Here is a 16,023-nt window from a genome sequence, read left to right on the forward strand (position 1 = left end):
AGCTGCTAGGGTTTTGATAAACTCTTTTTGTATTTACTGAGATTTCTTTAGATATAAACTTAGTTGCTGTTTCTGTCGCTGGAACGTAAACTCTCCATTTAGAAGTCTTTTGTGCATACCATTCACTTGGATATACAAAAATTATTTTACTAGTTTCTTCATTTGATGCATACTTTGTGACTTTTGTCTGCCATTTTTTAGTTTCTTCATTATATCTTTGTAGCTTTACTTCACGTCCTTGACCTGGAGTCACATAAATTGCATCTGTTACCCTTCTTCCCGCTGTATTATTTCTATAATAATTTATGCTAGTTACAGTAGTTTCCTGTAATTCAGGTTCTTGATTTTCAGCAAATGCTAAATTAGAACCCAGCATGACTAATACCAACGCTATCGATATTATTTTTTGAAATTTTTTCACTTTAGAATCACCCCCATCTTATTCCAGTGTTAATTTATAAAATTCCATAAATATATTACCATATATTTGTATATTTTTCCACAAGGTTAAAAAGCAAAAAAAGAGCCCCACATCTGTGGGACCCTTCCATATTATATAGAAATATTAAATTAATCTAATTCTACATATTTATTTGATATATATCCATAGCCATCGTTATATTCTATTTTATACCAACCATTTGAACAAATTTGTACTATTTTAACGTCTGTTCCTTTAGTTAAATAACCTATCTTAGAATATGCTGTTGATGATCCACTTCTTACATTTAAATTACCTGTTGTTTTTCCTTCAACATTTAATTCTACATATTTATATGATACATATCCATAACCATCTTCATATTGTATCTTGTACCATCCGTTTGATGCCACTTCTACTACTTCAACTTTTGTTCCTTTAGTTAAGTAGCCTAACTTAGAAGATGCTGTTGATGATCCACTTCTCACGTTTACGTTTCCTGTTGTTATACCTTCATAAACACCTAGTTTCACATATTTATTTGATACATATCCATAGCCATCTTTGTATTTTATTTTATACCAGCCATTTGATGCAACTTCTACTATTTCTACTTTTGTTCCTTTAGCTAGGTATCCTATCTTGTCGTATGCTGTTGATGGTCCACTTCTTACATTTAAGCTTCCTGTAGTTACTCCTTGTTTTGTAGTAACTTCTTCAGAAGAACCTTGTTGTGTCTTAGCATCTACTACATTTGAATCTTCAGAGTAAACTTTTTGTCCATCTACTGTTCTATATGCTTTTACTCTATATTTGTAAGCAGTATCTGCATTTAATCCAGAATCCTTGTAAGTTACTGTTGTAGCACTAGCTATGTCTTTTACTAGTTTATAGTCTTCGCTGTCTTGGTTAGCTCTATAAACTTCGTATCCTGTAGCTCTTGCTATTTGGTTCCAGCTTAAACTTGCACTATCATTAGTTACAGTTCCTAATTTAACTGCTGGAGCTAATGGTTTAACTGTTGCTTTTACTATATTTGATTCTTCAGAATAAACTTTTTGTCCATTTACTGATTTATATGCTCTTATTTTGTATTTATAGTAGCATCCAGAAAGTTTTCCTGTATCTTTATATGTTGTAGTATCAGCATTATCTATATCAGCTATTTTAACATAAGTCTTGCTTGCTGTTGAATATCTAGTTATTTCGTATCCATCGCAATCAGCCTTATCCCAAGCTAAATCTACTTCTGATGTTGTTGTTCCTGTAGCTTTAAATCCAGTTACCTTATCTACAGTTACTTCATCGCCTTTTATTTCAAAAGTCTTAGTTATAGTACCAGTATAGTTTCCTGTACCAGTTATTGTAACTGTTGCAGTTCCTGGTTTAACGTTATTGCTATAGCTAACTGTATAATCTCTGTCTTTTACTAATGAAAGTGTCTTAGTTTGGTTTTGTCCTCCAGATACATAAGTTATTTGACCTGTTAACTTAGTAACTGCTGGAGTTTTTTGAGTTCCATCAGCATCTACAGTGTCGTATTCTAATGTGACATTAGTGTTGTTCATTGTAGATATATCCCTTGGTGTTATTTTGAAAGTCTTAACAACTTCACCTGCATAGTCACCTATACCTTTGATTGTTACTTTACCTGTACCAACATTTACGTTGTCAACATAACTAGTTGTAAAGTCAGTATTTTTAACTAAAGTTTTACCTGTAGTTGTAGTTATTGTAACTGCTGGTATCTTATTATTTCCTGTGTAAGCAGAAACAGTATATGATAATTTAATGCTTTGATTAGCTAGTAATCCTAAACTCTTATATCCACATTTCTTACAGATATATTCAGTTTTTCCTGTACTAGTAATCACTGGTTCATATTCATGTCCTGCACTCTTAGGATAATTTATTGTATATGTTAAATTACAATCCTTACATTTAAAAGTCTTATGTCCTTTGTAAGTACATGTAGTTGGTTTGTCTTCTGTAACTACTACATTATGAGCTAAACCATCTGTGCCAAAGTGATACATATTATATTGGTCATTAGGGTCAGCAACCCAACCAGTTTGGAATTTACCATTTATGAAGTACATTTCTTTACCAGTTTTTTCATCTTTTGCAAATCCTGTATAGTTACCTAATTCTTTAGCGTTTCCACATTTATTACAAGTTAGGTATTCACCATCGTATACATAATCGTGACCATCTTTATCACAGTCTTCAGATGATTTTGTCTTAGTATAGCTATCTATAATAGATCCATCTACATCATGAGTAGTAACTGTCATCTTATCTTCTGTAGTTGATGCAGTTATATAGATACCATTGAAATCTTGAGTCGCTATTGCAAAATGGAAATCAGGATTATTAGCTATACCATATGATTTTTCACCTGTAGATCCACAGATATAGTAAACTATACCATCTTTTTCATTGACTTCCCCATCTTTTAGAGGTTCAGTTCTAGCATAAGAGTGGTCATGACCAGAAAATACAAAATCTATTCCAGCTTCCTCTGCTACACCTGGCACTAATTCATTTATCATTTCATTAGAACCTGCTATATTTGTATAGTAAGCTGGTTGATGCATAGTAAGAACTTTCCATTTACATTTACTAGCTTTTGCATCTTGTTTTAACCATTCTAAGTCTTCTTTAAGTTGAGTTTTATTAACTGTGTAGTTAATAGTTGCTACATAAACATTACCGTATTCTACAGAGTATCTTCTAGAATTTGGTAAGTTATAGATATTTTGTGCAGTATCTCCATTTAAGTCACCCATGTATTCATGGTTACCTAAAACATGGATCATATCCACTGAACCTATATAGTTTCCACCAAACATTTGAAGAACATCTGTCCAATGACTATAAGTAGCTGCATTATCTACTGAGTCACCTGTTTGTATACCAAAGCTGTAATTTCCATCTGCAGCTAAATTAGCAGCAATTTGATCTACATTATCTTGGTTAGATGCTTGAGTATCACCTATAATAAAGAAGTTTGTGTTTAATCCTGATCTATTAGTCTTGAAAGTTTTAACTTCTGACCATTTATTTCCATCACCAACACGATATGCGTATTGTGTATTTTTAGCTAAGCCAGTTGCTATTACTTTGTTTACTCTTACAGTTCTATTTGCGCTATCATCTGTTGATCCTAAGAAGCTTTGAAGGTTACTAGTTCCTTCAATATTTGTAAATGCACTTTCTCCATTTGCATCGTAATCAGCCTTCTTAGCAATTTGCATTATAGCTTTATTTTCAGATGTTTTTGGATTTGACATCCATGTTATATTCTTGCTAGTTGCAGAACCTGTTGTTGCATTTGATATAACATATTCAGGAAGACCTTCTTCATTACCTGCTGCACTTGTTGTTTTAATAGTTATAGCATAAGATATGTCTTCACCTTTTTCTGCATATAAACTGCTCTTTCCTGTTGCTTGACATAATACATCAGTTTGAAGATATCCTTCTTCATTAGTCTTACCTATTTCAGTTCCATCTTTATATATAGTTGCATCTGAAACTGGTTTACCATCTAAATCATTTACATATATCTTACCATCAAAGCCTACTACCATTTGATCAGCTTTTATTGTAAGTGGAGCAAGAACTTCTATACTTTCTTGACCTGTTGCGAAAGATTTTGTGTATCCTTCTTCTTGATCAGTATTGTAAGTTATTAATCCTTTTTGAGCACTATATGTAAATACAGAACCCTTCTTAAGTTCTTTAGGTACCTTAAAGCTTACTGTAGCTATATTTTGTTCGCCAGTTTGTGTAGAAACACCTTCTTTTCTAGTAGCGTTTATTTTTATTACACTATCTTTAGCATCGTAAGTTGCAGTTCCATCGAAATCATCATTAAATGTAACTTCATAATCTTTGAAATCTTTGTTGATTTTAATTTCTGTTTCAACTGCATCTATTTCTTCTATTTTCTTTGCTTTTAATCCTAAATCATAGTTTTTATTTAAAATTGGATTACCTTCAGTTGTTGGTGATAATTCCACTGTGTTGTATTCCTTATCACCTTGTACATTAAAATATCTAGTTTCAGTTGTTTCATTACCGAATTTATCACGAACTAGTATTTTTATACTGTGTTTTCCATTTGATAATTTAGCATCGTATAGATTGATTGCATTATCTCCAGGTACATTTACGCAGTTCTTTTCAGAAATCATATTAACTCCATCTAAGTACATACGAACTGTATCGTAATCTATACCACTAGTATTTTTATTTTCAACATCACTATATAATGATTTGAAATTAATTGTATTAGTATCTATAGTCATACCGTTTTTAATTTCAACATCATTAGCAGTTATACTGTCTATTAATGGGTTATCTATATCGTCTTTGTTAGCTCCATATACGAATTGTAGGTTATCGATATATAATGAACCCTTACGTTGAGCTTGTGGAACCTCTACCATATCGTAAGTTCCATCATCTTTAGTTTCACCTCTAGTATAGAAACCTTGTTGAGTTCCAGGAACGTACATAACTCTTATCGCTTGTCCTGCTCTCATCTTGAATGGTCCAGATACACCTTTTGGGAAACTTGCTTCGACATATTTCCAACCATTCCAGTCTATACCACCCATTTTACCTTGTGATATATTAGTTTCTTCAGTAAAGTCAAGTCTAATTAAGCTGTTGCTACCATCATCTAATTCAATTCTTAGCCATAAGTTTGGAGTTCCTTCTGGAGCATAAACCCACATACCTATACCAGTTGGATTACCTTCTATTGGTTTACCTGCTTCAGTAAATCCAACATAAACACCATCTGTAGCTGCACCTACATCAGAGAAATCATAGTCAATTTTTAAAGCATGACTTCCAAAACGTACAGGCTCTCCACTATCTATATCAATTAATTTAGCATCATCTTTGGCACCTCTACCATAATCACCAAGTAATAACAAAGAACTAGTATCATTCTTATCTCTTGTTATGCTAAAATAATCTTCAGCTTTTATAGTATTTCCTTCTTCATCAGTTTTATCTTCAAAATCTAAAACTACTGAAGGAAGTTTACCTATAATTAAGTTAACTGTACCTTGAACACTCTCATCATAAACACAAGTTGCAGTTGCAGTACCGTTTATTGTTTCAGAATCTGATGAAGTGAATATATTACCTTCAAAAGAACCTAATTTTTCATCACTTAAAGTCCATTTAAAATCTCCATCTTTGTAAATTACTTCTCTACCTTTATATTTTACATTGATGGATAAATCTGTACTCTTGCTAAATCCTAAACTAACTTCATCATTAGCAAATGTTATACTATCTGGAATTGCAATTGTGATAGAAGTAGTTCCTACTACTTTTCCGTCACTCATTAAATTAACTTTAACTTCACCAGTAGTACCATTTGAAGTAAATTCGCCATTAGAATTTATTTGACCATATTTGCTATCTTCTAATTTCCAAGTTACATCACTTGGTAAAGGAGCTTCTCCACCTGCTGAGTCAACACCTTTAGCTTCAAATTTAACCTTTGAATTTGGTGTATAAACTAAATTATTAGGAGAAAGTGAAGCATGGTCAAATTGACCTGTTGGTTTAGCTGTAGATACTATAAGAAGTGAACTACTTATATATCTTTCAGAACCATCTGATGGATAGTTACGACATAAAAATTCACTACTACCTTCGTATTTTGATCCATAAGTAGAAGATCCACCACCATCTAGTGCAATAACTGTATTACATCCAGCACCTATCATCATTTTTGCCATGTCTGTGTAAGTACGTCCACAAGATATAGGGTAATTACGTCCATGTGTAGTAAAAGTAACTACTGTACCATCTGGTTTTATACCAATAGCAGTTCTAGAATAAACTATGTTATGGTATGTATTGTTTGGATTAACATTTACCTTTCCGTTTTGTACTATTATAGCATCTCCACCCACAGCTGTTTCTACATCGTTTAATGATACATTTCCATTTCTTATTGCAGCAGTACCGTCTTTTAATATTGCAAAATATGGACGACCATTAGCATTGTGGTATACTTTGCCTTCCATAACAAGTGCACCTAAAGGTTCTCCTGTAGCCATATTGAAGAAGTCAGCATTAACACCTGCTACAACATTGTAACCAGCCTTTTGAGCTGCTTTTGCTTGATCACTTAGTCTCTGCATTTTCCATTTAGAGGCATTGTAATCAGCATACCCCGCGATAATTTTTGTTGTAGATGTACCAGCTAAGTCTACCTCGCAAAGATAATCAATATTTTGATTAGTTCCTGATTCGTTATTTGTTATAACTTCACTTTCTGTTATACCTGGAGCTATCTTTTGCTCTGTATTTGATATAACATAAGTTCCATCAGGAGGCGTGATACTAGCTGCTGCGACCACACTAGCATCTGTTCCTACTAGTGCAACAACCATTAAGAAAACTAGTAATCTACTTAAAAGCTTTTTGTTAGATTTTTTTCGCAAATCTAATCCTCCCCTCTTTATTTATTAAAAGGAGTGAAAAACACTCCCTCATAATATATAATACAACATAAATCTTCTTTTTTCCTCTTTTTTACAATTTTTTCGAAAAATAATGTTTTTTTTATTTTATTTTTTTTAAATACTTGACAAACAATATAATCTCTATTATATTTTCGTTTTACAAATATTTAACATAATTTTAGTTGTATTTTTCTGTAATACACAATATAATATATTAAATAAAAAAAGATTCCCTTGAAGGGGAGTAGCTTTCACTCTGTGATAGTCAATCGTCATTTCGGATTTTATCCCGGTTGACTAGCGAGTACATAAACTTGTTAGCAAGACCTTCAAAGTAGGTTAGTCATGATCTACTTCGGAGGTCTTTTTTATTTAAAAAATTTTAAATATTGGAGGAATATATATGTTTTACAAAAAAAATTCAGCTCAAGTTTTAAATGACCTAGATAGTAATTTGACTGGATTGTCAAAAGAAGAAGCGAAATTAAGATTAGAGAAATACGGTTTTAATCAATTAAATGAAAAGCCTAAGAAGCCGACTTGGAAGCTATTTTTAGAAAGCTTTAATGACCCATTAGTAATAATACTTTTAATTGCAGCGTTTACTCAAGTTTTTTTAGGTGACACAGTGGAATCACTTATAATATTTGCAGTCTTAGCTATAAATGCAGTATTAGGTGTAGTTCAGACTAAAAAAGCAGAGAGCTCTCTAGATAGCTTGAAAAAATTATCTGTTCCAAACGCAAAGGTATTGAGGGACAACGAAAAATTGACTATACCTTCTCAGGAGCTAGTTCCTGGTGATATCGTAATTTTGGAAGCTGGCGACTATGTTCCTGCTGACGGTAGAATCATAGAAGCTCAGACCTTCAAGGTTGTAGAAGGCATGCTAACAGGTGAATCTGAACCAGTTTTAAAAAATTCAGAAATAATATTTGAAGATTGCGCACTTGGTGATCAAAAGAACATGGTATTTAGTGGCTCAATGGTCGTATACGGTAGAGCAACCTTTGTAGTAACATCTTGCGGTATGGACACTGAAGTGGGAAAAATAGCAAATTTACTAGACAGCGCTGAAAGCAAGCAAACTCCTCTTCAACAAAAATTAGACGACTTTGGGAAAAAATTAGGAACCTTTATAGTAATTTTAGCTGGACTAATATTTGCACTTGAGGTCTTCAGAGGCGACGATATAATGAACTCATTTATGTTCGCAGTAGCAATAGCAGTTGCCGCTATTCCAGAAGCTTTGACATCCATCGTCACAATAGTTCTAGCATCTGGTACAAATACAATGGCTAAAAAGCAGTCTATAATCAGAAAATTACCAGCAGTTGAAACCCTAGGTTCAACAAGCGTCATATGCACTGACAAAACTGGTACTTTAACTCAAAACAAAATGACAGTAGTAGAAACTTATCTTTATGGTCCTGACAGCGACAAGTTCAACGGATTTGAATACATCAAGAATTATAATCCAGCTGTTTCCATAGAACAACCTGAAGGAAGTGAAATTGCTATTACAGGTTGTATAGCACAAGAAAGATATTTGAACCTATCTTCTATACTTTGCAATGACTCCGATGTAAATGAAGAAGGCATAGAAATAGGCGATCCTACAGAAGTAGCCCTTATAAATTACGCAAATAAATACGATATAAATTACAAATCCATAAGAGACAAATATCCAAGACTATCTGAACTACCTTTTGATAGTGATAGAAAACTTATGACTACAGTAAATTCAGTAGATGGCGAAAAAATAATGTTCACAAAAGGTGCTCCTGATGTAATATTTGACAGATGTAAGTATGCATTTAAAAACGATACTATACTAGATATGTCTGAGGATATATTAGATGAATACAGAAAAATAAACGAAAATTTTTCAAATAGAGCACTAAGAGTCTTAGCATTTGCATACAAAAAGGTTTCAGAAGAATTTGAACCAACTTTAGACAACGAGAATGACTTGACTCTAATAGGCTTAATGGCGATGATAGATCCTCCTAGAGAGGAAGTTTTCGAGGCTGTAAAACATGCTAAATCATCTGGCATCAAAACAATAATGATAACCGGTGACCATAAAACTACAGCAGCTGCTATAGCTAGAGAAATAGGCATCATGGACAAAAATGACTTAGCTCTTACTGGTCAAGAATTAGATGCCCTAACTGACGAAGAGCTAGATCAAAAGCTAGAAAATATATCAGTTTACGCTAGAGTTTCCCCAGAAAATAAAATAAGAATAGTAAAAGCATGGCAACGAAAAGGCAAAATAACAGCCATGACCGGCGACGGTGTAAACGACGCACCAGCTCTTAAGCAAGCAGATATTGGCATAGGAATGGGTAGCGGTACAGAAGTAGCAAAGGATGCAGCTGCTATGGTTTTGGTAGACGACAACTTCGCAACTATAATAAACGCTATCGAAGTAGGTAGAACAGTTTACAATAACATAAAAAAATCTATCACCTACCTTTTTTCAGGAAATCTAGGTGGAATAATCGCAATACTATTTGCAGTATTCGCTGGATGGACTAATCCATTCACAACTATCCAATTGTTGTTTATAAACCTAGTTACTGACTCTCTACCAGCAATAGCTCTAGGCTTTGAAAAACCAGAAAAGAATACTATGAACAAACCTCCAAGAAATCCAAATGAAAGTATTTTGTCAAAGGATACTCTTCATGCAGTTTTAGTAAGAGGTTCTATAATAGGTATAGTTACAATTTTGGCTCAATATATAGGAATGCAAACTTCAGACGAACTTGGAACTGCTATGGCATTCTCGACACTTACTCTATCTAGAATAATCCAAACATTTGCAGCTAGATCTAACAGCGAAACTATTATTAGCTTAGGTATAGCTAGCAATAAATATGCTTTAGGTGCAGTAATTGTATGCCTTTTAATGTTCTCTATAACTCTACTTCCTTTTATGAGAGGAATATTTGCAATACCTTCTATTTACGAATTTGATAATTTAGCTATTTGCTTCGCCCTAGCATTTGGAGCTGTAGTGTGCATGGAGATAAACAAATTATTAAAAAAATCTCAACTATAAATTTTATCACCCACCTGGGTATAAATTAGTTATTTTACCATTTGTAGTCATCTTTTTTAATATAATTTAAATATACAATACTACAGATAGGGGAAATTTATATGGTAAATAAAATTGGCTCGATTATATTAATAATTTTAGGTATGGTTATATTTAATTTAGATTTTAAAATTATAGGAGCTTTATTATTAATGATAGGTGTAGTTCGTATACTTTCATCTCCTTCAAAGCGATCTAATACTAGATCATATCCATCTAATAATAGAGCAAGACCTTCAAACAACAATAATTACTTCGATAGTGATGATTATTATAGGAATCTACACGATCCCGATGATTATGACTCTCACCATCACCATCATCATGACCACGATTTTGACGATCACCATCATCATGACCACCACGATCACGACGATCATGATTGTAGCGAACACGATTACGACAACGATGGAGATTGTGATTATTTCGATAATGATTACGACAATGACTTTGATGACTGCGATTGCGACAATGACTTTGATGATTGCGGCGACGATGATTAAATTTTAGCTCTTAATAAAGTCATCTCTATGGTGACTCCAAATTTTAATAATCCTAAAAGAAAGAGGTTGTCACAAAATACAACCTCCTTCTGATTTAATTTAAAATATCATCTAATACAACTCCAAGCTGAGCTCTAGATTTAATAGATAATTTTTTGAATACAGTCTTTAAAATAGCCTTTACAGTATTTACAGAAACATATATTTTATCTGCTATTTCCTTATTAGTCATTCCCTTAGATGCCAATATCGCTATTTCCATTTCTCTATTTGTAAGCTCTACCTTTTCTTCATCATTACATATACTTATAGAGACCTTATATTCTTTATATAATTTTTCCACGACTCTTATAAAATCTCTATATTTAAATTCAGTTTTTAATTCCCTAAACAGAGCTTCTATATAATTATAATTTTCAACAAAAGGCATATATAAATCATCTGCCATTGCAATATCTAAAGCACATTTAAGCTTTTTAAATGCCTCCTCCTTTTTTCTCAGCTTATTAAAGCATGCTGATACATGTATATTTGCATAAATTTCACATAATAAATTTGGAAATATTTTAGCCATAGCTATAGATTTTTCATAAAATCCTAAAAGCTTTGTATATTCCTCTTGAACTAGTAATACCTTGGAGTATACTAAATTTACACAAGGCATCGCTGGGAAAAACACCTTTATATTATCGAGATTTCCCTTTCTTATCCATGTAGGTATTTTCTCTTTATTATTCAAATTAGAATAAATAAACGCATCAAATAAATCTAAAATATGTGCAAATATATTCAATTGCTTTTTATCCATATTTTCTCTTACTTTTTCACATAAGCTTATAGCCTTCTCGTAAAGCCCCTTCGCCAATAAAATTCTAATATTTAAGAAATATCCACATAGCTTTATGCCAGATTCCATATTCGCATCTAAGATAGCCTTATGCATAGCTATCTCTGCATTTTCAAAATCTCCTCTATTGAAAAACACCTCTGCCTCCATCATATGCTCTGCTCCTCTACCATGACCAGAAGTTACTTTATAGTAATAAGGCATCGCTTCCTTGATTATTTCTAACTGTCTATCTAATTTTCCCTTTTCTCTGTAAAACATATATAATACTGACAGTGAGCCAAATGTCCACGTTCCATGGTTTGTATTTATAGTAGAAGGTGTGCTCATAAGCTCACATGCCTTTCTATGACATTTAGACATTTCTTCTATATCGTTGTACTTTGTAAAGCTAATTATCAGCTGAATTTCACCTAATAATTGATTTCTCATTTTGGAGTTCAAATCGCCATCCGCTTGTATATTAGCAAGAGTTTCTCTACAAGCCTTAGCAAATAATTCTTTTTCATTAAATGTAAAAAGCCTTCTAATATATATAAGCATAGCTAAGTGATTTTTTTTCTTAATTTCTTTTGGACAAGACTCCATATAGTTTATAATACAATCCTTCTGTTCCATAGTAATTGTATTTCCTCTATCCTTTTCTATGCACTTCATTATCATCTCAAAATCACCACTTTTATAAAAATACTCCATAGCTTGTAAGTACTCTTTTCTATTATAAAACCATTTTGAAGTATTTTTATACACTTCTAATTTAAATGACTGTGGTTTTTCTTCGAACTTTTCATCTAAGCACTTCTTTAATATACTGTGAAAATAATATTCTTTATTTATCGAATCATATTTTATAAATCCATTTTTAGATAATAGTTCAGATAATAAAATCTCTGCCTTTTCTTCTCCTACGATATATCTAATCACATCCATAGAAAACTTATCAAATATAGAGAGTCTCAAAAGCAAATCCTTCAGTTCATCTCTCAAATTTCTATATACAGTAGTCTCCATGAGATCATATATATTATTTTGCAAATCAATAGTTTTATTTTCTGTATAATTCAGCATAAATAAATATATAACACTTATCCATCCCTCGCTGTATTTATATATCTTATTAATATACTCGTCTTTTAAATAAACCTTGCATAATTGATAGTAGCTAACTATATCCTCTCTTGTAAATTCCATATCCTCTTTAGATATATAATTTAAATAATGCTTTAACTGAAGTTCATTTATATCATTTAAAAAAGAATTTCTAGTTCCTATAACTATATGTATATTCTCTTCTAAATCTTTTATCAATATTTCTAAAAATTCATCTATCTTAGATTGACTTACAAACTGATAATCATCTATTACAATAACCACATCTTTATCTATTTTTAAATTACTGATCATCTGTATAGCTTCCCATTTTAATATATCATCATCTGGAAAGCCCATTTCACTAAGATCATTTCCCGTTTTTTCATCGATTTTTGATATTAAATTTGAGAAACCCCTCCAAAATACTTCTACAGAATTAGTGTATATGTTAAGCCAATAAATATATATATCTTCTTTATTTAACAATTGTTTCATTGTTGTAGTCTTGCCATATCCCATAGGAGCCTGAATTACTGTCAATGGATAATCTGTAACTCTATCTATTTTTTCAGATATTTTTTCAGTAAAATATAAAGCTCTTGTGTTATATTTTATTTTATTTTTCATTGCACTTACCCCTTTGTAATTTTAATAATCCTAATTTTATTATACAGATAATACAAATTTTAGTAAAATAATTATTTTTCAAAAAATAAAGAAGCTACTAGCATAATCTAATAGCTTCTCTCCATAATCAATTTTTAATTATTATTTTCCAGATTTAACGATTTTATATAAACCTATAGTTAACATTGGTAATATGTAAACTAACATTAATCCGTATGACATAGCATTATATCCTTTAGATATAAGGTCTATTATACCGAATTTAGATAAGATTACAGCAGCTGCTAATACTACAACAGTTAATATTGCATTTTGACCACCAGTTAATTGATTTTTACCAAAATCAACTAAGCTTGAGTTAACTCTTGCAACGAACGCATGTATTATACCAGTTGAAGTTTCTATTAAAGTCCATCCCATTACTACACCAAATATTACTATTGCCCAAGTTCCGCCTACTCTATTTAATATTACAAGCCAAGGAACTGTAGCTCCTAATACCTCTGGATCTGGATAGAATCCCATAAATGCTATATAACTTATAAACCATGGCACTGTCATTAATACACCAGCTATTAAACCACTTACTATTGTATGTTTTCTAGTTGTTTGTCTTTCTAGTGATTCAAAGCTAGATGGATATACTAATATATTGTAAGCTACATAAACTACACCTAGCCATACTATATTGAAGGTATTTGCTGGACCTTCAACAAAGCTTGTATCGCCTGTTGCAAATACTTCACTTATATGTGAACCAGCACCTTTTATAGCTAATACACCAAATATAATATATGCTATATATAATGCTATAGTTCCATAAGTTTCAAATTTTTCAATTAAACTAGTACCATAGAAGTTTAATATACCAACTACTATTACAACAAATATAACACCAACCCAATAATTAAGTCCCATTGTTTGGTTAACAATTTCTCCTGTAGCAGAAGCCATAACTGCAAGAATTATTATTGCAAGTGGAATATAGATTAAATCATATAATATACCAAATTTTCCTAATAAATTCTTCATTAAATCTTTGTAGTTATAAGATTTTGTTACTCTAGCAAATTCGAATGTTAGCATTGCCATTACTGCAAATCCTATAAGTGTAGCAACACCTGCTATCCATCCTTTTGCTCCATACATTCCACCGTAAGATATAATTTCACGACCAGTTGCGTATCCACCACCGATAAGAACTGATTGAAGTAATATACCAGGTACTAAATAAACGCCAAAAGCTCCATCAAAAAAGCTTTTTTTACCGTTATTTTTAGGTGATCTTTGTTCCATATATACCCCTCCTAAATATTTTATAAATGCGAATTATATAAATTTTTCAAATATTTATATAATATCTAAATAGTATCAGTTTTTGGAATTTTTTGCAAGTTAATGAAATATAATAAATTAATTTGTATTTAGTTTAATTTTTATTTAATTTAATATTTATTTAATATCTACTATAATATACTTTCTATTTAATATAATTTATCCTCTTAAAACTTAAAAAAATAAAGAAAAAAAATTTTTTTCTTTAAAAGCAAAAAGAAGTGATGCAAAATAGATTTTATTTTGTTTTTCATCACTTCTTTTTATTTAAATTATCATTTAACTATTAATAAATCGACTAAGTATAATCGCTATTTATTATCTATATTTAGGTAATGTGTTAGCACCATGTGGTAGTAATGCAACCTTCATATCATCTATAGATCCACCGTTTAATTTTTTAGCTAATTCTAAAGCTTCATCTAAAGTCTTAACTGCATGTATTTTAGTTTTGCTGAATTTTTCTTGTGGGATACTAGTTACTAATATCATATTGTATTTTTCAGCAGTTTCAGCGAAATCATATCCAACAAATCCACCGATTGAGAAGTCAGCACGTAATGCTTTTTCTCTTTCTTCCATATTTTCAAATTTAACTATTTGATCTTCACAATCCTTATCTCCAAATCCTTCACCACATTCAGATAATATTATCATTGTTCCGCCTTCTGCTATCATAGTTTTAGAGTTTGCTAATGTTTTTGAAGTTTGGTATAAGTTTATATCTTTTGGATATCCTCCAGCACTTGCTATAACTAATGGAGTTCTTTCATCTACATATACACCGTCTATTGAATCAACTAATTCAGTTGCAGCTTTATGAGCTTTTATCCAATCTCCTGCAAAAGCAGCTATTATTTGTTGATCAGAGTTTGCAACTACATTTAATAAATAAGCTGGTTTAGCCATTGCAGCAGCTTCTTCTAAGTCATCGTGGAATGGATTAGTTTTTGATAAATTTCCTGAACAAGCATTTACATTTGCACCTTGTCCAAATCCAGGATTTAAAGCGTTACAATGATTAGTATTTATAGTTTCTTTTCCTGCTATACCAGGTACTATACTCTTTCTTCCTCCGCCGTAACCAGCTAAGAAGTGATAAACAACTCCACCTGTTAATATTATTTTATCTGCTTCTATTGCATATCTATTTAACCATACAGGAGTTTTTCTAGAAGTTTCTCCCATATAAACTAAGTTTTCTTTGTCTTCACATTGATGATCTATTATTTTTAAACGTTTGAATAAATCTTCACCTAATAATTCTTTATGTTCTTCATCAGTTTGTCTTCTATGAGTACCACAAGCAGATATAACTACTATATCTTCATCAGGTACACCACATTTGTTTATTCTATCTACTAATATTGGCAGATATGTAGGTATTGCTTGCCATTTTCTTGTAACATCAGATATTATTATTGCTATTTTGTCGCCTTTTTTTACAACTGTTGATATATCCCCTGCTCCGATCGGATTGTCTAAGGCATATTCTATATGTTCCTTTACAGTTCTTTGTGGAAGCTCTACGACATTAGATTCTAATTCACATGCTATTTGTTCTTCCGGTATATTTACATCAAATTCTA

General features: G+C 31.6%; 7 protein-coding genes. 2 read left to right on the top strand and 5 right to left on the bottom strand.

Translation table 11 applies throughout. The features are described 5' to 3' along the window. A partial coding sequence (locus ACI3VO_RS09725; RefSeq protein ID WP_439757731.1) for a hypothetical protein occupies positions 1-421 on the bottom strand: 421 nt, incomplete at its 3' end. 149 nt (positions 422-570) lie between these two features. Further along, positions 571-6,900, bottom strand: coding sequence for an SH3 domain-containing protein (locus tag ACI3VO_RS09730; RefSeq protein WP_439757732.1), 6,330 nt, complete (start codon positions 6,898-6,900; stop codon positions 571-573). A 424-nt stretch (positions 6,901-7,324) separates the two neighbouring features. Here ACI3VO_RS09730 and ACI3VO_RS09735 point away from each other — a divergent pair, with 424 nt between their 5' ends. After that, positions 7,325-9,991, top strand: coding sequence for a cation-translocating P-type ATPase (locus ACI3VO_RS09735; protein ID WP_439757733.1), 2,667 nt, complete (start codon positions 7,325-7,327; stop codon positions 9,989-9,991). A 101-nt stretch (positions 9,992-10,092) separates the two neighbouring features. Further along, positions 10,093-10,533 carry a hypothetical protein gene (locus ACI3VO_RS09740; RefSeq protein ID WP_439757734.1) on the top strand — a complete coding sequence of 147 codons (441 nt, stop codon included), beginning with the start codon at positions 10,093-10,095 and terminating at the stop codon, positions 10,531-10,533. 94 nt (positions 10,534-10,627) lie between these two features. On the opposite strand, the gene ACI3VO_RS09745 is transcribed toward ACI3VO_RS09740, so the two are convergent. The 3 genes from ACI3VO_RS09745 to larA all read right to left on the bottom strand — a co-directional run. Beyond that, on the bottom strand, positions 10,628-13,099 hold the full coding sequence (locus tag ACI3VO_RS09745; RefSeq protein WP_439757735.1) for a LuxR C-terminal-related transcriptional regulator: 2,472 nt from the start codon (positions 13,097-13,099) through the stop codon (positions 10,628-10,630). A gap of 141 nt (positions 13,100-13,240) precedes the next feature. Further along, positions 13,241-14,395: a YkvI family membrane protein gene (locus ACI3VO_RS09750; RefSeq protein WP_439757736.1), complete on the bottom strand. Its 1,155-nt coding sequence runs from the start codon at positions 14,393-14,395 to the stop codon at positions 13,241-13,243. A 357-nt stretch (positions 14,396-14,752) separates the two neighbouring features. Continuing rightward, positions 14,753-16,023 (bottom strand): nickel-dependent lactate racemase (gene larA / locus ACI3VO_RS09755; protein WP_439757737.1); only part of this gene is annotated, 1,271 nt, incomplete at its 5' end.

Origin of the sequence: Intestinibacter sp. (genome assembly GCF_051866655.1) — a bacterium.
GTDB lineage: Bacteria > Bacillota > Clostridia > Peptostreptococcales > Peptostreptococcaceae > Intestinibacter.

Bases quoted from the DNA above. Each gene is read 5' to 3' on its own strand.
- ACI3VO_RS09735 (WP_439757733.1), top strand. From the start codon at position 7,325: ATGTTTTACAAAAAAAATTCAGCTCAAGTTTTAAATGACCTAGATAGT.
- ACI3VO_RS09740 (WP_439757734.1), top strand. From the start codon at position 10,093: ATGGTAAATAAAATTGGCTCGATTATATTAATAATTTTAGGTATGGTT.
- ACI3VO_RS09745 (WP_439757735.1), bottom strand. From the start codon at position 13,099: ATGAAAAATAAAATAAAATATAACACAAGAGCTTTATATTTTACTGAA.
- ACI3VO_RS09750 (WP_439757736.1), bottom strand. From the start codon at position 14,395: ATGGAACAAAGATCACCTAAAAATAACGGTAAAAAAAGCTTTTTTGAT.